Annotated in this window: 14 protein-coding genes; 5 read left to right on the plus strand and 9 right to left on the minus strand. The window is 71.4% G+C overall.

The annotated features are described in order from the left end of the window. Window positions 1–67 precede the first annotated feature (67 nt). From ACFYOB_RS27625 to ACFYOB_RS27635, 3 genes are read right to left on the minus strand one after another with little or no spacing between them, the layout of a single operon-like run. On the minus strand, window positions 68–1,249 hold the full coding sequence (locus ACFYOB_RS27625) for a winged helix-turn-helix domain-containing protein (protein WP_388563898.1): 1,182 nt from the start codon (window positions 1,247–1,249) through the stop codon (window positions 68–70). A gap of 10 nt (window positions 1,250–1,259) precedes the next feature. Next, window positions 1,260–1,841, minus strand: coding sequence for a GNAT family N-acetyltransferase (locus ACFYOB_RS27630; RefSeq protein ID WP_388563900.1), 582 nt, complete (start codon window positions 1,839–1,841; stop codon window positions 1,260–1,262). 21 nt (window positions 1,842–1,862) lie between these two features. After that, window positions 1,863–2,447, minus strand: a complete 585-nt coding sequence (locus tag ACFYOB_RS27635; protein ID WP_388563902.1) for a GNAT family N-acetyltransferase — start codon at window positions 2,445–2,447, stop codon at window positions 1,863–1,865. Between the two features lie 239 nt (window positions 2,448–2,686). Between ACFYOB_RS27635 and secA the strand changes: the two genes are divergently transcribed. After that, entirely contained in the window at window positions 2,687–5,488 is a 2,802-nt protein-coding gene (gene secA / locus ACFYOB_RS27640; protein ID WP_388563904.1) for a preprotein translocase subunit SecA, read from the plus strand. A gap of 145 nt (window positions 5,489–5,633) precedes the next feature. Here secA and ACFYOB_RS27645 read toward each other — a convergent pair whose 3' ends face one another. Next, window positions 5,634–6,101, minus strand: a complete 468-nt coding sequence (locus tag ACFYOB_RS27645) for an Rv3235 family protein (protein WP_388564118.1) — start codon at window positions 6,099–6,101, stop codon at window positions 5,634–5,636. A gap of 397 nt (window positions 6,102–6,498) precedes the next feature. Here ACFYOB_RS27645 and ACFYOB_RS27650 point away from each other — a divergent pair, with 397 nt between their 5' ends. The 3 genes from ACFYOB_RS27650 to ACFYOB_RS27660 all read left to right on the plus strand — a co-directional run bounded on the left by ACFYOB_RS27650 (window position 6,499) and on the right by ACFYOB_RS27660 (window position 12,999). Beyond that, the gene (locus ACFYOB_RS27650) at window positions 6,499–6,999 is read left to right on the plus strand and encodes a DUF6912 family protein (protein ID WP_388563906.1); all 501 of its coding nucleotides are present in this window, start codon (window positions 6,499–6,501) and stop codon (window positions 6,997–6,999) included. Continuing rightward, window positions 6,996–7,652, plus strand: coding sequence for an HAD family hydrolase (locus tag ACFYOB_RS27655; RefSeq protein ID WP_388563908.1), 657 nt, complete (start codon window positions 6,996–6,998; stop codon window positions 7,650–7,652). The genes ACFYOB_RS27650 and ACFYOB_RS27655 overlap by 4 nt, the downstream gene beginning before the upstream one ends. Before the next feature lie 367 nt (window positions 7,653–8,019). Further along, the gene (locus ACFYOB_RS27660) at window positions 8,020–12,999 is read left to right on the plus strand and encodes an NAD-glutamate dehydrogenase (protein WP_388563910.1); all 4,980 of its coding nucleotides are present in this window, start codon (window positions 8,020–8,022) and stop codon (window positions 12,997–12,999) included. Between the two features lie 89 nt (window positions 13,000–13,088). Here ACFYOB_RS27660 and ACFYOB_RS27665 read toward each other — a convergent pair whose 3' ends face one another. Both ACFYOB_RS27665 and ACFYOB_RS27670 read right to left on the minus strand, forming a co-directional pair. Next, entirely contained in the window at window positions 13,089–13,865 is a 777-nt protein-coding gene (locus ACFYOB_RS27665; RefSeq protein WP_388563912.1) for an ABC transporter ATP-binding protein, read from the minus strand. Then, window positions 13,858–14,763, minus strand: a complete 906-nt coding sequence (locus ACFYOB_RS27670) for an ABC transporter permease (protein ID WP_388563914.1) — start codon at window positions 14,761–14,763, stop codon at window positions 13,858–13,860. The genes ACFYOB_RS27665 and ACFYOB_RS27670 overlap by 8 nt, the downstream gene beginning before the upstream one ends. Before the next feature lie 130 nt (window positions 14,764–14,893). On the opposite strand from ACFYOB_RS27670, the gene ACFYOB_RS27675 reads away from it, so the two are divergent. After that, the gene (locus ACFYOB_RS27675) at window positions 14,894–15,511 is read left to right on the plus strand and encodes a TetR/AcrR family transcriptional regulator (RefSeq protein WP_388563916.1); all 618 of its coding nucleotides are present in this window, start codon (window positions 14,894–14,896) and stop codon (window positions 15,509–15,511) included. 55 nt (window positions 15,512–15,566) lie between these two features. Here ACFYOB_RS27675 and ACFYOB_RS27680 read toward each other — a convergent pair whose 3' ends face one another. From ACFYOB_RS27680 to ACFYOB_RS27690, 3 genes are all read right to left on the minus strand, one after another. Further along, window positions 15,567–17,819 (minus strand): CDP-glycerol glycerophosphotransferase family protein, encoded by a 2,253-nt coding sequence (locus ACFYOB_RS27680; RefSeq protein ID WP_388563918.1) that lies wholly within the window; start codon window positions 17,817–17,819, stop codon window positions 15,567–15,569. Between the two features lie 118 nt (window positions 17,820–17,937). Next, entirely contained in the window at window positions 17,938–18,849 is a 912-nt protein-coding gene (locus ACFYOB_RS27685) for a carbohydrate ABC transporter permease (protein ID WP_388564120.1), read from the minus strand. Window positions 18,850–18,875: 26 nt separating this feature from the next. Beyond that, entirely contained in the window at window positions 18,876–20,195 is a 1,320-nt protein-coding gene (locus tag ACFYOB_RS27690; RefSeq protein WP_388563920.1) for a carbohydrate ABC transporter permease, read from the minus strand. Window positions 20,196–20,219 lie beyond the last annotated feature (24 nt).

Consider the following 20,219-nt stretch of genomic DNA (forward strand, 5'->3'; position numbering starts at 1 on the left):
GCCTCCGTTCCAGACCTGCCGCGTCGGCCTGCCGTGCCGGCCGGGCCTGCCAGGCCGGTCAGCCCGGCTAGCCCGGCAGTGCCGCCAGCTCCGCCACGACGGCGGCGGCCTCCTGGGGGCTCTGGGCGCGCTCGACGCGGACCGCGTCGCAGCCGACCCACTCCGCCGCCTCCCGCAGGGCCTGCGCCATCGGGCGGGCGGCCTTCGGCGACGTCAGGGAGAGCTGGCGGGCGACCAGGGTCTTGCCCTCGCGGCCCGGGTCCACGCGGCCCTGGAGCAGGCCACCCGCGAGCAGCGGCATGGCGAAGTACCCGTGTATCCGCTTCGGCTTGGGGACGTACGCCTCCAGGCGGTGCGTGAAGCCGAAGATCCGCTCCGTGCGGGGGCGGTCCCAGACCAGCGAGTCGAAGGGGGAGAGCAGCGTCGTGCGGTGGCGGCCCCTGGGGGCCGTCGCGAGGGCCGCGGGGTCCGCCCACGCCTGCTTCGCCCAGCCCTCCACCGAGACGGGTACCAGCCCGGAGTCCGCGATCACCGCGTCGACCTGTTCGCCCTTGAGCCGGTGGTAGTCCGCGATGTCGGCGCGGGTGCCCAGGCCCAGTGACCGGCCGGCGAGGGCGACCAGGCGGCGCACGCACTCGCGGTCGTCCAGGTCGTCGTGGAGCAGTGCGTCGGGGACGGCGCGCTCGGGGAGGTCGTACACCCGCTTCCAGCCCCGGCGCTGGCTGCACACCACCTCGCCGGTGTCGAGCAGCCACTCCACGGCGATCTTGGTCTCGGACCACTCGAACCACTCGCCGCCGTTCTTGGCGCCGCCCAGCTCGGTCGAGGTCAGCGGGCCGTCGGCCCGGAGCCGGTCCAGGACCGCGCGCGTCGAGTGCTGCTTGTCCTGGAGGATGTGCCAGCGGTGGCCGCGCGCCCGGTTGGCCCGGCGGCGGAAGGCGAAATGCGGCCATTCCTCGATGGGGAGGATGCAGGCCGCGTGCGACCAGTACTCGAAGGCGTGGCGGTCGGACCAGTAGGCCTGCTCCACCGTGCTGCGGCCGACGGCGCCCAGGCGGGCGTACGGGATCAGTTCGTGCGAGCGGGCCAGGACCGAGATCGTGTCCAGCTGTACGGCGCCCAGGTGGCGCAGGACGCCGCGGACCCCGCCGCGGCGGTCGGGCGCCCCGAGGAAGCCCTGCGCGCGCAGGGCGATCCGGCGGGCCTCGTCGGCGGAGAGGGACACGGTCGGCGGCGGCAGGATCGTCATGCGCCGGAGCCTAGGCGGCGCCACTGACAGCGGGCTCGTACGGGAGGCGGGAGGGCAGGCCCAGGTCGGACGGGAGCAGCGCGCCGGCCCAGCAGTCCAGCAGCGCGCCGCCGTGTTCCATGCCGGCGCGCTGGACGCCCTCGATCAGGAAACCCGCCCGCTCGGCGACGGCGCGGGAGCCGTCGTTGCCGACCCCGGCGCGCCAGACCAGCCGTACGACGCCCGCCTCGGTGAACGCCCAGCGGACGGCGGCCCGCAGGGCCTCGGTCATGTAGCCGCGGCCCCGGTGACCGGCGACGGTCCAGTACCCGATCTCGTGGGTGTGCGCACCCGTCCGGTGCACGGCGAGCGTGGCGACGAGCGGGCCGTCCGCCCCGAGCCGGACGGCGAAGTTGTACGCGGTGTCCTCGCGCCACCCGGCCGGGACGCTCTGCGTCACGTACTCCTCCGCGTGCGCGGGCTCGTACGGGACGGGCACCGAGATCCAGCGCTGGATCTCGGGGTCCTGGCAGGCGGCGTGCACCTCGGCCGCGTCCCCGGGGGTGTGGGGGCGCAGCACGAGGCGTTCGGTGGTCAGCGTGATCGGCTCCATGGACCGGATTGTGCCGAGCGGCTAGCCGGCGGCCGACGGCAGGTAGGGGACCGCGGGGGTCAGGCCGAGGTCGGAGGGCAGCAGAGCGCCCACCCAGGAGTCGTGCACGGAGCCGGCGCGGTGCAGGGATGCCCGCAGGAGCCCTTCCATGCGGAAGCCCGCCTTCTCGGCGACGGCCCGCGAGCCGTCGTTGCCGACCTCGGCGCGCCACTCCAGGCGTACGGCGCCCAGCTGGGTGAAGGCCCAGCGGGCGACGGCGATGACGGCCTCGGTCATGTAGCCGTGCCCGCGGTGCTCCTTGGTCGCCCAGTAGCCGATCTCGTACGAGTTCGTCCCGAAGACCTCGTGCACGTGGACGCCGACGGCGGCGACCAGCGGGCCGCCGGGGCCGAGGCGGACGGCGAAGGAGTAGCCGGTGTCGTCGCGCCAGCCGCCCGGCACCAGCTCGCAGACGAAGCTGCGGGCGTGCACGCGCTCGTAGGGGGAGGGGACCATGGTCCAGCGCTGGATGTCCGGGTCCTGGGCGGCCGCGTACACCTCGTCCTCGTCGGAGGGGGCGAACGGCCTCAGTACGAGCCGGTCGGTGGTCAGTGTGGTGGGCTCCATGAACGGATTCTGCTGCCATCGCGCTTCGCCGGGCGAACACTTTTCGGGAATCTCGGGGAGGAAGCGGCACCTTCCGTGTCACCCGTACGTTCTCAATACGGGCACCCGCGCCCTCGCGGCTACGGCGGACCTCCCGGCGCGACCACGTCCTCGCTTACGATGGCCGTTACGGTGGGGCCCACCTGCCGTGCCCGTGTACGTACAGTGCCCAGGCCCGACCGGCAAGGAGACAAACCTCGGTGTCCGTCTTCAACAAGCTCATGCGTGCAGGCGAAGGCAAGATCCTGCGCAAACTGCACCGCATCGCGGACCAGGTCAACTCCATCGAAGAGGACTTCGTCAACCTCTCCGACGCCGAGTTGCGGGCGCTCACGGACGAGTACAAGCAGCGTTTCCAGGACGGCGAGAGCCTGGACGACCTGCTGCCCGAGGCCTTCGCGACGGTGCGCGAGGCCGCCAAGCGCGTCCTCGGCCAGCGTCACTACGACGTCCAGATCATGGGCGGCGCGGCGCTGCACCTCGGCTATGTGGCCGAGATGAAGACCGGTGAGGGCAAGACCCTCGTCGGCACCCTGCCCGCGTACCTGAACGCGCTGTCCGGCAAGGGCGTCCACCTGATCACGGTGAACGACTACCTCGCCGAGCGCGACTCCGAGCTGATGGGCCGGGTGCACAAGTTCCTCGGCCTGGAGGTCGGCTGCATCCTGGCGAACATGTCGCCGGCGCAGCGTCGCGAGCAGTACAACTGCGACATCACGTACGGCACGAACAACGAGTTCGGCTTCGACTACCTGCGCGACAACATGGCGTGGTCCCAGGACGAGCTCGTCCAGCGCGGCCACAACTTCGCCGTGGTCGACGAGGTCGACTCGATCCTCGTCGACGAGGCCCGTACCCCGCTGATCATCTCCGGTCCCGCCGACCAGGCCACGAAGTGGTACGGCGACTTCGCGAAGCTGGTCACCCGCCTGAAGAAGGGCGAGCCCGGCCAGCCGCTGAAGGGCATCGAGGAGACCGGCGACTACGAGGTCGACGAGAAGAAGCGCACCGTCGCCATCCACGAGGCCGGTGTCGCCAAGGTCGAGGACTGGCTCGGCATCGAGAACCTCTACGAGTCGGTGAACACCCCGCTCGTCGGCTACCTGAACAACGCCATCAAGGCGAAGGAACTGTTCAAGAAGGACAAGGACTACGTCGTCCTCGACGGCGAAGTCATGATCGTCGACGAGCACACCGGCCGTATCCTCGCCGGCCGCCGCTACAACGAGGGCATGCACCAGGCGATCGAGGCGAAGGAAGGGGTGGACATCAAGGACGAGAACCAGACCCTCGCGACGATCACCCTGCAGAACTTCTTCCGCCTCTACTCGAAGCTGTCGGGCATGACCGGTACGGCCATGACCGAGGCCGCCGAGTTCCACCAGATCTACAAGCTCGGTGTCGTCCCGATCCCGACCAACCGCGACATGGTCCGCAAGGACCAGCCGGACCTGATCTACCGGACCGAGGTCGCGAAGTTCGCCGCCGTCGTCGACGACATCGCGGAGAAGCACGAGAAGGGCCAGCCGATCCTCGTCGGTACGACGTCGGTCGAGAAGTCCGAGTACCTCTCCCAGCAGCTGTCCAAGCGTGGCATCCCGCACGAGGTGCTCAACGCCAAGCAGCACGACCGTGAGGCGACGATCGTCGCCCAGGCCGGCCGCCGGGGCGCCGTCACCGTCGCCACGAACATGGCCGGCCGTGGTACCGACATCAAGCTCGGCGGCAACCCGGACGACCTCGCCGAGGCCGAGCTGCGCCAGCGCGGCCTTGACCCGGAGGAGCACATCGAGGAGTGGGCGCACGCCCTGCCCGAGGCGCTCACCAGGGCCGAGGCGGCCGTGAAGGCCGAGTTCGAGGAGGTCAAGGAGCTCGGCGGGTTGTACGTGCTGGGCACCGAGCGTCACGAGTCGCGCCGTATCGACAACCAGCTGCGCGGCCGCTCCGGCCGACAGGGCGACCCGGGCGAGTCCCGCTTCTACCTGTCGCTGGGCGACGACCTGATGCGCCTGTTCAAGGCGCAGATGGTCGAGCGCGTCATGGCGATGGCCAACGTGCCGGACGACGTGCCGATCGAGAACAAGATGGTGACGCGCGCGATCGCGTCGGCCCAGTCGCAGGTGGAGACCCAGAACTTCGAGACGCGCAAGAACGTCCTGAAGTACGACGAGGTCCTCAACAGCCAGCGTGAGGTCATCTACCGCGAGCGCCGCCGTGTCCTGGAGGGCGAGGACCTCCAGGAGCAGGTCCGCTTCATGATGGACGACACGATCGACGCGTACATCGCGGCCGAGACGGTCGAGGGCTTCGCCGAGGAGTGGGACCTGGAGCGCCTGTGGGGCGCCTTCAAGCAGCTCTACCCGGTGAAGGTCACCATCGATGAGCTGGAGGAGGCCGCGGGCGACCGGGCGGGCATCACCGCCGAGTTCATCGCGGAGTCCATCAAGGACGACATCCACGAGCAGTACTCGGCGCGTGAGAAGACGCTCGGTTCCGACATCATGCGCGAGCTGGAGCGGCGCGTGGTGCTGTCGGTGCTGGACCGCAAGTGGCGTGAGCACCTGTACGAGATGGACTACCTGCAGGAGGGCATCGGCCTGCGGGCGATGGCCCAGAAGGACCCGCTGGTCGAGTACCAGCGCGAGGGCTTCGACATGTTCAACGCCATGCAGGACGGCATCAAGGAGGAGTCCGTCGGCTACCTGTTCAACCTGGAGGTCCAGGTCGAGCAGCAGGTCGAGGAGGTTCCGGTGCAGGACGCGGCGCCGTCGCTGACGAAGGAACCGGCGGGTGCGATGGCCCGTCCGGAGATCCGGGCGAAGGGGCTGGACGCTCCGCAGCGGCCGGACCGGCTGCACTTCTCGGCGCCGACCGTCGACGGTGAGGGCGGTGTGGTCGAGGGCGACTTCGAGTCCGACGGCGCCGGTGACGGTGACGGGATGACGCGGGCGGAGCGCCGCAAGGCCCAGAAGGCCGCCGGCGGGCGTCGCCGCAAGAAGTAGCCCCGCTCGCTGGGGTCGAGTCACCGGCCGGGGCCGGACACCGTACGTGGTGTCCGGCCCCGGCCGCGTTGTGCCGGTGCCGGTGCCGGTGCCGGTGCCGGTGCTGGTGTCCCGGCCTCGGGCGTCGAGGGCCGCCTCTTGGGGATCAGGGGCGCGGGCCCTGGATCTCGATCGCCGCGCAGCGCCAGCGCAGGTCCGGGCCCTGTTCCAGGCGGAAGGCCATCGCCGTCATGCGGTCGCCGGTGGCGATGCGGGCGAAGGCCTCGATGACGCCGGGGCCCGGGGTGAAGCGACCGCACCGGCGGACGACCGGGCGCGGGCGGCCCTGCCCGGCCCCTCCCCGGCCCGAAGGGCGAGGGGAGGGGCCGCAGGGAGCGAGGGTGACCAACTGCTGGTAGGCCGGGCCGACGGTGTGGCCGAGGAGCGAATGGACCGGCCGCAGGCCGCTGACGACCGCCAGGAGGCGTTCGGCGAACCAGTGGTGCGGGCCGAGCCGCAGGGCCCGCGGCGGGGCCGCCGGGCGCCGGGTGTCCGACCGCCCGGCCGGCCGGGTCCGGGACGACTGGCCGCCGGTCCGGCGGCGTGCCGCCTCGCCGCCGATCGTGCCGCGCATCGTGGTGTCCATCGCGATCTGCCCCCGTACAGGCCGGGCCCGGAGCGGTACCGGGCGGTAACTTGATGGGGATCTTCTACGGTCGGCGAACACGCTCCGCAACCGTCCGATCACCCCCGCCCCCGACCGGGCCCGTTCACCTATCCGAGTGCCCGGCGCTGCCGCCGAGGCCGCGGCGGCAGGCCCGGAAGGACCGGGGTGGACGGCCGCGGGTCCCGCTGCGGCACCCCGAAGGGGGACGAAGGCCGTCACCCGGAGGGGACTCCCCACCACCGGACCGAGTCCGGGCGCAGCCACCCGAAGCCGGGAAGGCCCCCGGGGCCGGCCGTCCGTCTCCCGGTGGCGGCGCGGGCGGTCGTATCCTGAGGACGTTTCCGACTACCGAAAGCAGCCGGCCATGCGCGTGTACGTCCCCCTGACCCTCCCCGGGCTCGCCGAGGCGCACAAGGCGGGTGAGCTGGGCCCCGCCCCGCTGCGTGCGTACGCCGTCACGCCCGGCCTGCGCGAGTGGTACGTGTCGGACGACATCGAGGAGCTGGAGTACGCGGCCCTCAGCCGCGCCGCCGCCGCCTCCCTGCGGCTGATCGCCGCCGACCCGGCGGCCCCGCGCAGGCGGGTCGTCGTCGCCCTGGACGTCGCCGACAAGGCCGCCACCGTCACGCCCGGGGTCGACGAGGCCGCCCTCGGCCAGGTCGCCCTCGCCGACTCCGTACGGCTCACCGTGGCCGCCGCCGTGCACGTCGACGCCGACGACGCCGAAGAGGACGTGGCCGCCGCCGCGGCCGCCGTCGACGCGGCCGACGCCGGGGACGACGACGCGCAGTTCACCGTCGACGGCGCCGAGGACCACGAGCTGCTGTGGTTCGGCGTGCAGGAGATTCCGGGGCTGCTCAAGTGACGCACATAGTCTGGGACTGGAACGGCACCCTCCTCCACGACATCGACGCCGTGATAGCCGCGACCAATGCCTCCTTCGCCGAGTTCGGCTTCCCGCCGATCACCCTGGAGACCTACCGCGAGCTGTACGTCGTACCGGTGCCCAAGTTCTACGAGCGCCTCATGGGCCGGCTGCCCACCGAGGAGGAGTGGCTGGTCATGGACGACACGTTCCACCGGCACTACTGGGTCGCCGCCGAGGACGCCGGGCTCGCCGAGGGAGCCCGGGAGTTGCTCCGGGACTGGCAGCGGGGCGGGCTCACCCAGTCGCTGCTCTCCCTGGCGCCCCACGACAAGCTCGTGCCGCTGGTACGGTTCCACGGCATCGAGGGGCACTTCCTGCGCGTCGACGGGCGGACCGGTCCCTCCCACACCAGCAAGGCAGGGCATCTCGTACGCCACCTGGCCGCCATGGACGGGACGGGTGTGACCGCAGAACGTACGGTCCTCATCGGAGACGCCGTGGACGACGCGCTCGCCGCGGCCCACGTCGGCGCCCGGGCCGTGCTCTACACGGGCGGCTCGCACAGCCGCAGCAGTCTCGAATCAGCCGGTGTCCCCGTCGTCGACACCCTGGCAGACGCCGTTCGGGCAGCTCGCGAGCTGTCCGAATAGGGACTGGACACGCCAGTGCACGGACTGCTCGTCCCGTCGCTGGCCAGAGTGTCAAAGTTCTACCCCAAGATTTGTACAGAAGCAGTGCATGACGACCTGGGGGTGGGGCGAGATAGCCTTGTACCCGTGATCAGCGCGATAGTCATCGGGGGCACTGGAGCCTCCGGCCTGCGCCCGGCGCACAACCGTGCCCGGGCCTTCGCTGATTTCCGCCGCCGGGACCTCTCGCCGATCATGGCTGATTCCCTCCCGGCCGGCCTTCTCGACGGCATAGCGTCGATCCCGGACGGACATCCCGCCTCGCGGCGCTACGCCTTTCCTTCCTTCATCTACGTCACGCAATGGCGCGCGACAGGAGCCAGAGGACATGCAGACCAAGCTGGACGAAGCAAAGGCCGAGCTGCTCGCGCGGGCGGCCCGGGTAGCTGAGAACAGCCCGGCCGGGGGGCTACTTCCGACTGGGTCCGAGCAGGGGGAGCATCCCGACCGGGACACAGTGCTCGCCTACCTCCAGCGCTACTACCTGCACACCGCCCCCGAGGACCTGTTGGACCGGGACCCGGTCGACGTGTTCGGTGCGGCGCTCTCGCACTACCGGCTGGCGGAGAACCGCCCGCAGGGCACCGCGAGCGTGCGCGTGCACACGCCCACCGTCGAGGAGAACGGCTGGACCTCCAGCCACTCCGTCGTCGAGGTCGTCACGGACGACATGCCCTTCCTGGTCGACTCCGTCACCAACGAGCTGTCCCGCCAGGGCCGCGGCATCCACGTCGTGATCCACCCGCAGGTCGTCGTCCGCCGTGACGTCACCGGCAAGCTGATCGAGATCCTCGGTCCCGACTGCGACGCGCACGGTCCCCGTACCGCGCGCCCCCACGACTCCCTCGTGGAGTCCTGGATCCACGTCGAGATCGACCGCGAGACCGACCGCGCCGACCTCAAGCAGATCAACGGCGATCTGCTGCGCATCCTGTCCGACGTGCGTGAGTCCGTCGAGGACTGGGAGAAGATGCGCGACGCCGCGCTGCGCATCGCCGAAGGCCTGCCCGACGAGCCGACCGCCCCGGACCTGCGCGAGTACGAGCTCGAAGAGGCCCGCGAGCTGCTGCGCTGGCTCTCCGACGACCACTTCACCTTCCTCGGCTACCGCGAGTACAACCTCGTCGACGGCGACGCCCTCGCGGCCGTCCCCGGCACCGGCCTCGGCATCCTGCGCTCCGACCCGCACCACAGCGGCAAGGACGACGGCCACCCCGTCTCGCCGTCCTTCAACCGGCTGCCCGCCGACGCGCGCGCCAAGGCCCGCGAGCACCGCCTGCTGGTGCTGACCAAGGCCAACAGCCGCTCCACCGTGCACCGCCCCTCGTACCTCGACTACGTGGGCGTCAAGAAGTTCGACGCCGACGGCAACGTCGTCGGCGAGCGCCGCTTCCTCGGCCTGTTCTCCTCCGCCGCGTACACCGAGTCCGTGCGCCGCGTCCCGGTCGTCCGCCGCAAGGTCGCCGAGGTCCTGGAGCGGGCCGGTTTCGCGCCGTCCAGCCACGACGGCCGCGACCTGCTGCAGATCCTGGAGACGTACCCGCGCGACGAGCTGTTCCAGACGCCCGTCGACCAGCTCCAGTCGATCGTCACCTCCGTCCTGTACCTCCAGGAACGCCGCCGGCTGCGGCTGTACCTGCGCCAGGACGAGTACGGCCGCTACTACTCGGCGCTCGTCTACCTGCCGCGGGACCGCTTCACCACCGGCGTCCGGCTGCGCCTGATGGACATCCTGAAGGAGGAGCTGGGCGGCATCAGCGTCGACTTCACGGCCTGGAACACCGAGTCGATCCTCTCGCGCATCCACTTCGTCGTCCGCGTCCCGCAGGGCAAGGAACTGCCCGTCCTCACCGACTCCGACGTCGAGCGCATCGAGGGCCGTCTGGTCGACGCCGCCCGCTCCTGGGCCGACGGCTTCGGCGAGGCCCTGGTCGCCGAGCTCGGAGAGGAGCGCGCCGCCGAGCTGCTGCGCAAGTACGGCACCTCGTTCCCCGAGGGCTACAAGGCCGACCACTCGCCGCGCGCCGCCGTCGCCGACCTCTGCCACCTGGAGCGGCTCTCCGCCAGCGACCGCCCGTTCGCGCTCTCGCTGTACGAGCCGGTCGGCGCGGCCCCCGGCGAGCGCCGCTTCAAGATCTACCGCACCGGCGAGCAGGTCTCGCTCTCCGCGGTCCTGCCGGTGCTGCAGCGCCTGGGCGTCGAGGTCACCGACGAGCGCCCGTACGAGCTGCGCCGCACCGACCGGGTCAGCGCCTGGATCTACGACTTCGGTCTGCGGATGCCCGTCGCCGGTACCGGCGACGGCGCGGCGACGTCCAACTACGCCGGCGACGACGCCCGTGAGCGCTTCCAGGAGGCCTTCGCGGCCGTATGGACCGGCAAGGCGGAGAACGACAACTTCAACACCCTGGTGCTGAGCGCCGGGCTGACCTGGCGGCAGGCCGTGGTCCTGCGCGCGTACGCCAAGTACCTGCGCCAGGCGGGCTCCACCTTCAGCCAGGACTACATGGAGGACACCCTCCGCAACAACGTCCACACCACCCGGCTACTGGTCTCGCTGTTCGAGGCCCGGATGTCGCCCGCACGGCAGACCGCCGGGACCGAGCTCATCGACGCCATGCTGGAGGAGCTGGACGGGGCACTGGACCAGGTCGCCTCGCTCGACGAGGACCGGATCCTGCGGGCCTTCCTCACCCTCATCAAGGCGACGCTGCGGACCAACTTCTTCCAGGAGGCCCGGGGCTTCGAGTGGCACGACTACGTGTCGATGAAGTTCGATCCCCAGGCCATCCCGGACCTACCGGCGCCCCGCCCGGCGTACGAGATCTGGGTGTACTCGCCGCGGGTCGAGGGCGTGCACCTGCGCTTCGGCAAGGTCGCGCGCGGTGGTCTGCGCTGGTCCGACCGGCGTGAGGACTTCCGCACGGAGATCCTCGGCCTGGTCAAGGCGCAGATGGTGAAGAACACGGTGATCGTGCCGGTCGGCGCCAAGGGCGGCTTCGTCGCCAAGCAGCTCCCGGACCCGTCCGTGGACCGTGACGCATGGCTCGCCGAGGGCATCGCCTGCTACCGCACCTTCATCTCGGCGCTGCTCGACATCACCGACAACCTGGTGGCGGGCGAGGTCGTGCCGCCGCAGGACGTGGTCCGCCACGACGGGGACGACACGTACCTCGTCGTCGCCGCCGACAAGGGCACCGCGACGTTCTCGGACATCGCCAACGAGGTCGCCGTCTCGTACAACTTCTGGCTCGGCGACGCCTTCGCCTCCGGCGGCTCGGCCGGTTACGACCACAAGGGCATGGGCATCACCGCCCGCGGTGCGTGGGAGTCGGTCAAGCGGCACTTCCGCGAGCTGGGCCACGACACCCAGACGCAGGACTTCACCGTCGTCGGCGTCGGCGACATGTCCGGCGACGTCTTCGGCAACGGCATGCTGCTCTCCGAGCACATCCGCCTGGTCGCGGCCTTCGACCACCGGCACATCTTCATCGACCCGGACCCGGACGCGGCCACCTCCTACGCCGAGCGCCGCCGCCTGTTCGAGCTGCCGCGTTCCTCGTGGGCCGACTACGACACCTCGCTGATCTCGGCGGGCGGCGGCATCCACCCGCGTTCCGCGAAGGCCGTCCCGGTCACCGCGCCGATGCGCGCGGCCCTCGGCATCGAGGCGGGCATCACCAAGATGACCCCGGCCGAGCTGATGCAGGCGATCCTCAAGGCCCCCGTGGACCTGGTGTGGAACGGCGGCATCGGTACGTACGTCAAGGCCACGGCCGAGACGCACGCGGACGTCGGCGACAAGGCCAACGACGCCATCCGCGTCAACGGCTCCGACGTACGGGCCAAGGTCATCGGCGAGGGCGGCAACCTGGGTCTGACCCAGCTCGGCCGGATCGAGTTCGCCCGCTCCGGCGCCGACGGCGAGGGCGGCAAGATCAACACCGACGCCATCGACAACAGCGCGGGCGTGGACACCTCCGACCACGAGGTGAACATCAAGATCCTGCTCAACGCGGTCGTCGCGGACGGCGACATGACCGTCAAGCAGCGCAACAAGCTGCTCGCCGAGATGACCGACGAGGTCGGCGGTCTGGTGCTGCGCAACAACTACGCGCAGAACACGGCGCTCGCGAACGGCGCGGCGCAGGCCGCCAGCCTGCTCCACGCGCAGCAGCGCTTCATGCGCCGCCTGGAGGGCGCGGGGCTGCTCAACCGGGAGCTGGAGTTCCTGCCCACCGACCGGCAGATCCGTGAACTGCTCAGCAACGGCAGGGGCCTTACCCAGCCGGAGCTGGCCGTCCTGTTCGCCTACACCAAGATCACGGTGGCGGACGAGCTGATCGCCACCGGGCTGCCGGACGACCCGTACCTGCGCCGCCTGCTCTTCGCCTACTTCCCGGCCGCCCTGCGCGAGAAGTTCCCCGAGCAGGTCGACGGGCACGCGCTGCGTCGGGAGATCATCACCACGCTCCTGGTCAACGACACGGTCAACACGGGTGGTTCGACCTTCCTGCACCGCCTGCGCGAGGAGACCGGCGCCTCCACGGAGGAGATCGTCCGGGCGCAGCTCGCGGCCCGCGAGATCTTCGGCCTGGCCGAGGTGTGGGACTCGGTCGAGGCCCTCGACAACAAGGTCGCGGCCGCCGTCCAGACCCGGATCCGGCTGCACTCGCGGCGCCTGGTCGAGCGCGGTACGCGCTGGCTGCTGAACAACCGGCCGCAGCCGCTCCAGATCACCGAGACCATCGACTTCTTCGCGGAGCGGGTCGGGAACGTCTGGACCGAGCTGCCGAAGCTGCTGCGCGGTGCCGACCTGGAGTGGTACCAGTCGATCATGGACGAGCTGACGGGCGAGGGTGTCCCGGAGGAACTGGCGGCCAAGGTCGCCGGCTTCTCCTCGGCCTTCCCGACGCTCGACGTCGTCGCGACCGCGGACCGCACCGGTGTGGCTCCGCTGGACGTCGCCGAGGTCTACTACGACCTCGCCGACCGCCTCGACATCACCCAGCTGATGGACCGGATCATCGAGCTGCCGCGGGCCGACCGCTGGCAGTCCATGGCCCGCGCCTCCATCCGCGAGGACCTGTTCGCGGCGCACGCGGCCCTGACCGCCGACGTGCTGTCGGTGGGCGACGGCAGCTCGACTCCCGAGGAGCGCTTCCAGGCGTGGGAGGAGAAGAACGCGGCGATCATCGGGCGGGCCCGGACGACCCTGGACGAGATCCGGGGCTCGGACGACTTCGACCTGGCGAACCTGTCGGTGGCGATGCGGACGATGCGCAGCCTGCTGCGCGCGCACAGCTGAACCCGCTGAGCACAAGGCCCCGGCCCCCGGATCACTCCGGGGCCGGGGCCTTCGGCTTGCGCGGCCGCCTTGTGCGTGGCGGGTGTCCCCTAGCCCCTGGTGAAGGCCTCGTACGCGTCGCAGACCTCGGCGGAGGGGCCGTCCATGCGCAGGACGCCCGACTCCAGCCAGATCGCGCGGTCGCAGGTCTCGCGGACCGTGTTGATGCCGTGGCTGACGAGGAAGACGGTGCCCGCGCGCTCGCGGAGTTCCTCGATGCGGGCCTGGCTGCGCCGCTGGAAGGCGGCGTCGCCCGTGGCCAGGGCCTCGTCGATCATCAGCACGTCGTGGTCCTTGGCGGCGGCGATGGAGAACCGCAGCCGGGCGCCCATGCCGGAGGAGTACGTACGCATGGGCAGGGAGATGAAGTCGCCCTTCTCGTTGATGCCGGAGAAGTCGACGATGTCCTGGTAGCGCTCGTGGACCTGCTGCCTGGACATGCCCATCGCGAGGCCGCCGAGGATGACGTTGCGTTCGCCGGTCAGGTCGTTCATCAGGGCCGCGTTCACGCCGAGGAGCGAGGGCTGGCCGTGCGAGTAGACCGCGCCGCGGGCCACCGGCTGGAGGCCGGCGATGGCTTTGAGCAGGGTGGACTTGCCCGAGCCGTTGGAGCCGATGAGGCCGATGGCCTCGCCCTTGTACGCGGTGAAGCTGACGCCCTTGACGGCGTGCACCTCGCGCACGCCGGGGGCGGGCTTGCGGGAGAAGATCCGGCTGAGCGCGGCGGTGGCGCCGCCCTTGCGGCCGCCCGCGTGGACCTTGTAGACGACGTGGACCTCGTCCGCGATCACCGTGGGGACGCGGGTCTTGGTTGCGGTGTCAGCCACGGCCGTACTCCTCCTCAGCCTTCCAGAAGTAGATGAATCCGCCGACGCCGGCGAGCAGGGCCCAGCCGATGGAGATCGGCCACACGTGGTGCGGGAGCGAGTGCGCCTCGAAGCTGTCGATCAGTGCGAAGCGCATCAGGTCGATGTAGACGGCCGCCGGGTTGAGCCCCAGCATCATCGACACCCAGTGCGGCAGGTGGTCGGTCTTGAGCATCGAGTCGATGGACCACATGACGCCCGATGAGTACATCCAGGTGCGCAGGATGAACGGCATCAGCTGGCTGACGTCCGGGTTCTTGCTGCCGATGCGGGCCAGCACCATCGCGCAGCCGGCGGCGAAGAGGGCCGTCAGCAGGAGGGCCGGGACGGCCAGGAACCAGGACAGGGCGGGTGTCTGGCCGAAGGCGAGCAGCAGGACGACCAGGGCGCCCATGGTGACGAGCAGCTGCTGGAAGAGCTGGATGACGGTGGACAGGGGCAGGCTCGCGCGGGGGAAGTGCAGGGCGCGGACCAGGCCGAGGTTGCTGTGGACGGCGCGGGTGCCGGCGTTGATGGAGCTGCCGATGAAGTCCCAGACGAAGACGCCGGTGATCAGGAACGGCACGTAGTCGGGCACGTCGTGGCTGGCCTGCATGACGATGCCGAAGATGAAGTAGTAGACCGCCGCATTGAGCAGCGGGGTCACCAGGTGCCAGACCTGGCCGAGCTTCGCCGTGCTGTACGTGGCCTGCATGCGGGCCGTCGCGTAGGCGGTGACGAAGTGGCGGCGGCCCCAGAGCTGCGCGATGTAGCGGGGGAGCGTGGGGCGGGCGCCGCTGAGGGTCAGGCCGTGGGCGGCTGCCAGCTCCGCGGGGGTCGCGGGAGCGGGTGAGGTCTTGGTTGCGGTCGCGGTGGTCACAAGGGTCGCTTTCGCCGGGGTCGGGGCGGGTGGCGATGGGACGGGTCCGTATCGTCGCTACGGTGAGATTAGGCTGCGACGCGTCGGAACGCAACCGTATCGTCGTGACGCGCAAAGCTATGCTGTGTGCATGACCACGGAGCCTGCCGCCGCCACCCCCGCCCGCCGTGCCCCCGCCGGGGCCGCCGTCCTGCGCGAGGACGTGACCGAGGCGATCCGGGAGGCGGTGATCGAGGAACTGGCCGCGGTCGGCTTCTCCCGGATGTCCATCGAGGGCATCGCACGGCGGGCCGGGGTCGGGAAGACCGCGGTCTACCGGCGGTGGAAGTCGAAGCTGCACCTGGTCCTGGACCTGGTGGGCGCCTTCGCGGCCGACGGCCTGCCGGTGCCGGAGACGGGGTCGCTGTACGGGGACGTACGGGCCCTGCTGGAGGTCATGTCCCACGTGCTGCGGCACCCGGTGGCCTCGGCGGTGATCCCCGACCTGCTGGTCGAGGCGGCGCGCAATCCCGAGATCGCGGACGCGGTGCGCGGCGCGCTGCTGGACGGGCAGCGGCGGATGGCGGAGGGGATCGTCTCCGGCGCGGTCGCGCGGGGCGAGCTGCCGGAGGGCATCGACCCGGGGCGGGCGCTCGATCTGGCGATCGGGCCGCTGTACTGGCGGCAGGTGGTCGTCCGCGACGCCTTCCCCGCCGGCTACCTGGACGAGCTGGCCCGCTCGGTCGTCGCGGGCCTGCGGGCCGCCTGACGCCTGCGCCCCGGCAGCTGCCCCGGCAGTCGGCCCAACAGGTGGCCCGCGGCCGTTACGGCCGGACCGGGGCCAGGGCCGGGGTCGGGGCCGGCGCCGCGGGGGTGGGGCGGCGGTCCCCCAGGGGGACGACCGGCGGGAGCGGGGCGGACTGGCCCAGGAAGACATGGCGCACGACGCGCTCGGCCGCGTGCCCGTCGTCGTACGCGCAGAAGCGGGTGCGGAAGGCGGACCGCAGCTGGGCGGAGCGCGAGCCCTGCCAGTGGCCGGTGGCGAAGATGTCCACGAGCTCGTCCTCCGTGCGGGCGATCGCCCCCGGAGGGCAGGAGCGGAGGTCGAAGTAGGTGCCGCGGGCGGCCTCGTACGCCTCCCAGTCGTCCGCGTGGATCACGATCGGCCGGTCCAGCGCCGCGTAGTCGAACATCAGGGACGAGTAGTCCGTCACCAACGCGTCCGAGGCCAGGCAGAGTTCCTCCACCGAGGGGTACGAGGAGACGTCGATCAGGCGGGGGTGCGGGTCGCGGGCGGCCGCCGGGGCGTCCGCGTACGTCAGGTGCGTGCGCACCAGCAGCGTGAAGCGCGGCCCGAGATCGCGCAGCACCCGCTCGAAGTCCAGGTGGTCCGGCCGGCTGCGCCGGTAGTCGCGGTGCGTGGGCGCGTACAGGACCGCCGTCGAGCCCGGCGCGATACCGAGCCGCTCGCGGAGGTCGAGGACGTCCGCCTGGGTGGCGCGGTGGAACACGTCGTTGCGCGGGTAGCCGTATTCGAGCGTGGTGTAGGAGGACGGCACGGCCTTCTCCCAGACCAGCGTGGAGTGCCGGTTCGCGGAGAGCAGGTAGTCCCACTGGTCGGCGCCCCGCAGCAGGCCCGCGAAGTCCGTGGTCGGGGTGGCCGCCGGCCGGTCCTGGAGATCGAGGCCGACCCGCTTGAGCGGGGTCCCGTGCTGGGTCTGGACCAGGATCTGGCCGGGGCGCTTGACCAGACTGCGCTCGAAGTTGACGTTCGTGACCAGGTACGTGGCCCTGGCGAGGGCCGACCAGTACGCCGCCGAGCCCGGGCGCAGCGCCGCCGTCTGACGCGGCAGGGTCGCCGCGTGCGCCGGGTCGCAGATCCACGCCGTCCGCATCCGGGGCGCCAGCTCCCGCAGCTTCGCCTCGATCGCCGCCGGGTTGCAGGCGTAACCGCCGTGCCAGTACGCGGAGAAGACCGCCAGCTCCGGGCGCAGGGGCAGGAGCCGCTGGATCCGGTAGTGGAGGCGCAGAGCGGTCTCGCGCAGCCCCCGCCAGAGGGCCGAGCCGCCGCGCCCCGCCGCCGGCGCCGCCGAGCGCAGGACCGACAGCAGCCGGTACGTGCGCCGGGTGCCCAGCCGCATCAGGGTGTGCCGCACGCGGTCGGTCCGGGACAGGGGAAGCGGCAGCGCGCTCGCGCCGCCCGGGGCCCGGTGGCGGCGCAGCAGGGCGCAGGCCCGGCCGAAGAACTCGGGCCGGCTCGCGCGCGGGAGCCGGCGCGGGTCGGCGTACAGGGCGCAGAAGTGCTCGGCCATCCGCCGGTGCACGGCGGGGCGCCAGCGCTCCAGCTCGGGACGGCCGGCGAGGTAGCCGAAGACCCGGTCGTACTGGTCGAAGATGTCCAGGTGGCGGCGGCTGCAGGTGGTCAGGATCGACCCCGTGCGCCGCTGGCGGTAGTGCACGCAGACCCGGTCCAGGACGGCGACGGACTCCGCGGCCAGCAGCGCCGGGTAGGTCCAGGGGGTGTCCTCGTACAAGCCGGGCGGGAAGGTGAAGCCCTCGCGCTCCACGTACTCGCGGCGGTAGGCCTTGTTCCACACCACCATCAGCATGCCGAGCAGGGTCGGACGGTCGGCGAGGCGGAAGCTGGCCGGGCCCTCCTCGGACAGCCGGTGCGAGAGGCGGTTGCGCACCAGTTCGCCGGTCCAGAAGGTGCGCGCGTAGTCGTAGACCAGGACATCGGGGGAGCCGGTGGCCTTGAGCCGGTCGGTGACGGCCTGCAGGGCGCCCGGGGCCAGGGTGTCGTCGCCGTCGAGGAAGACCAGGTAGTCGCCCGTGGCCCGGGCCAGGCCCGCGTTGCGGGCCGGGCCCAGCCCGAGGTTGTGCGCCAGGTGCACCGCGGTGACCCGGGGGTCGCGGGCCGCGTACTCGTCGATGATCGAGCCGCAGGCGTCCGGGGACGCGTCGTCGACCGCGATCAGCTCCAGATCCGGGTACGACTGCGTCAGGACCGAGTCCAGACTCTCCTGGAGGTACGCCTGGACCTTGTACGCGGGCACGATGACGCTGAACCGGGGCACGGCACATCCAGGGGTCGGCGGGCGGGCATGCAGGCATCTGGCCCAGCAACCCCCGGCGTGGCGATCGGGTTACGCAGTGTGCGGCAATCGGGTTACACAGTGTCAACACCCACGTCGGTCACTTGATCGCGCCCGCCATCACCCCCGAGACGAACTGCCGCTGGAAGGCGAAGAAGACGACGAGCGGCACCACCATCGACAGGAACGCGCCGGGCGCCAGCACGTCGATGTTGTTCCCGAACTGCCGGACCTGCTGCTGGAGTGCGACCGTGACCGGCGGGTGCGCCGAGTCCGCGAAGACGAGCGCGACCAGCATGTCGTTCCACACCCACAGGAACTGGAAGATGCCGAGCGAGGCGATCGCCGGACCGCCCAGCGGAAGCACCACCCGCGTGAACAGCCGCAGTTCGCCCGCGCCGTCCAGGCGCGCCGCCTCCAGCAGTTCGCGCGGGATCTGCGCGAAGAAGTTCCGCAGCAGGAACACGGCGAAGGGCAGCCCGAAGGCGGTGTGGAACAGGACCACGCCCGCGGTGGTCTCGAACAGCCCGATGGAGCCGAAGAGTTCGGAGACCGGGATCAGCGCCACCTGAACGGGGACGACCAGCAGCCCGACGACGACCAGGAAGAGCCAGTCCCGTCCGGGGAACTCCAGCCAGGCGAAGGCGTATCCGGCGAACGCTCCCAGTACGAGGACGAGCAGGGTCGCCGGGACGGCGATCGCGACCGTGCTCAGCAGCGAGCCGGTGATCGTGTCGTTGGCCAGCAGCCGCTCGTAGTTGTCGGCCGTCAGCCGTGACGGCGCGGTCAGCACCTGCCACCAGCCGCCCTTGTTGAGGTCGGTGGGGGAGAGGAAGGAGGAGAGGAGCAGGCCGAGGGTGGGCAGCAGCCAGAAGAGCGCGGCCGCGACCAGGAAGACGCGCACCAGGCCGCTCGCGGCGAGCTTGGCGAAGCCGGCCCGGCCCGCGGCCCGTCGGCCGGCCGCGGGCGCGGCTGCCACCGGCGGCGCCACCGTCGCTGCGGCCGTCGCCATCGGGTCCGGCATCCGGTGGGAACCGCTCATCGGGACCCCTCCTTGCGCAGCCTACGGATGTTCACCAGCATCACCGGGACCACCAGCACCAGCAGGAGGACGGCGATCGCGCTGCCCAGGCCCGGATCGGCGTCCGTGCCGAAGGAGGTCCGGTACAGCTGGAGCGCGAGCACGTTCGCGTCGTCCTGGACCGCTCCCGGCGCGATCACGAAGACCAGGTCGAAGATCTTCATGACGTTGATGACGAGGGTGACGAGCACGACCGCCAGGACGGGCCCCAGCAGCGGCACGGTGATCCGGCGGAACACCTGCCACTCGTTCGCCCCGTCCACGCGCGCCGCCTCCAGCAGCTCCCGCGGTACGGCGGCCAGCCCGGCCCCGATCAGCACCATCGCGAACCCGGCCCACATCCACACGTACGCCCCGATGACCGCCGGGGTGACGAGCGTCGGGCCGAGCCACTGCACTCCCCCGTACGCCTCCTGGAAGTTCACCGCGGGCAGGCGCAGCCGCGCCCCGTCGGCCTTCTCGGACAGGGTGAAGGTGCCGTCGGCGCGGGCCGTCGCCGCATCGACCACCTTGCCGTCCTTGACCGCCTCGATCCGCATCCCGGCGAAGGCCTGCTCGGTGGGGTCGACCGCGTTCGTACGGCCGCCCCCGCCGCGGGTGAAGTCCTGCCAGGCCGTCCCGGTGACCTTGCCGGGCTCGGCGGGAGCGGCCTTGGCCGTACGGGTCCCCTCGGGCAGCGCCTCCGGGGCCACGCCGACCAGCGGGAGCAGCACCGGGATGCCCGCCCGTACGGGATCCCGGGTCACGAAGGCGCCCGCGCCGGCGTCCGTTAGCGGGGAGTCCCGGCCCGGGCGGGCCTTGGGGAAGGCCGAGGACTCCGCGAAGGTGTCGTGGATCCCGACCCAGACCGCGTTCGCGACGCCCCGGTCGGGGTCGTGGTCGTAGACGAGACGGAAGATGATGCCCGCCGCCAGCATGGAGATCGCCATCGGCATGAACACCAGCAGCTTGAACGCCGTTCCCCAGCGCACCCGTTCGGTGAGCACCGCGAAGATCAGGCCGAGGGCGGTCGCCGTGGTCGGGGCGAGCACCACCCACAGCGCCGTGTTCTTCAGCGCGGTGCGGATCGTGGGGTCGCGCAGGATCTCCCGGTAGTTGTCGCCGCCGACGAAGCCGGACCCGGAGCGGTCGAAGAAGCTGCGGTAGACCGAGTAGCCGATCGGATGCACGACCAGCGCCCCGAGCAGCACGAGAGCCGGCAGGAGGAACGCCGCCGCGACCAGGCGGCGGCGCCTGGCCTCGGCGTCGCGGGCGGTGTTCTTCACTGTGTTCCGCACGGCTCCGGTGACCTTGGCCGTCAC

The sequence above is a fragment of the Streptomyces sp. NPDC006463 genome (assembly GCF_042870715.1).
Lineage (GTDB): Bacteria > Actinomycetota > Actinomycetes > Streptomycetales > Streptomycetaceae > Streptomyces.

What these genes read in the sequence shown, in the direction of transcription:
- ACFYOB_RS27650 (WP_388563906.1), top strand. Translation starts at nt 6,499, where the DNA reads ATGCGCGTGTACGTCCCCCTGACCCTCCCCGGGCTCGCCGAGGCGCAC.
- ACFYOB_RS27675 (WP_388563916.1), top strand. Translation starts at nt 14,894, where the DNA reads ATGACCACGGAGCCTGCCGCCGCCACCCCCGCCCGCCGTGCCCCCGCC.
- ACFYOB_RS27635 (WP_388563902.1), bottom strand. Translation starts at nt 2,447, where the DNA reads ATGGAGCCCACCACACTGACCACCGACCGGCTCGTACTGAGGCCGTTC.
- ACFYOB_RS27685 (WP_388564120.1), bottom strand. Translation starts at nt 18,849, where the DNA reads ATGGCGACGGCCGCAGCGACGGTGGCGCCGCCGGTGGCAGCCGCGCCC.
- ACFYOB_RS27625 (WP_388563898.1), bottom strand. Translation starts at nt 1,249, where the DNA reads ATGACGATCCTGCCGCCGCCGACCGTGTCCCTCTCCGCCGACGAGGCC.
- ACFYOB_RS27645 (WP_388564118.1), bottom strand. Translation starts at nt 6,101, where the DNA reads ATGCGCGGCACGATCGGCGGCGAGGCGGCACGCCGCCGGACCGGCGGC.
- ACFYOB_RS27630 (WP_388563900.1), bottom strand. Translation starts at nt 1,841, where the DNA reads ATGGAGCCGATCACGCTGACCACCGAACGCCTCGTGCTGCGCCCCCAC.
- ACFYOB_RS27660 (WP_388563910.1), top strand. Translation starts at nt 8,020, where the DNA reads ATGCAGACCAAGCTGGACGAAGCAAAGGCCGAGCTGCTCGCGCGGGCG.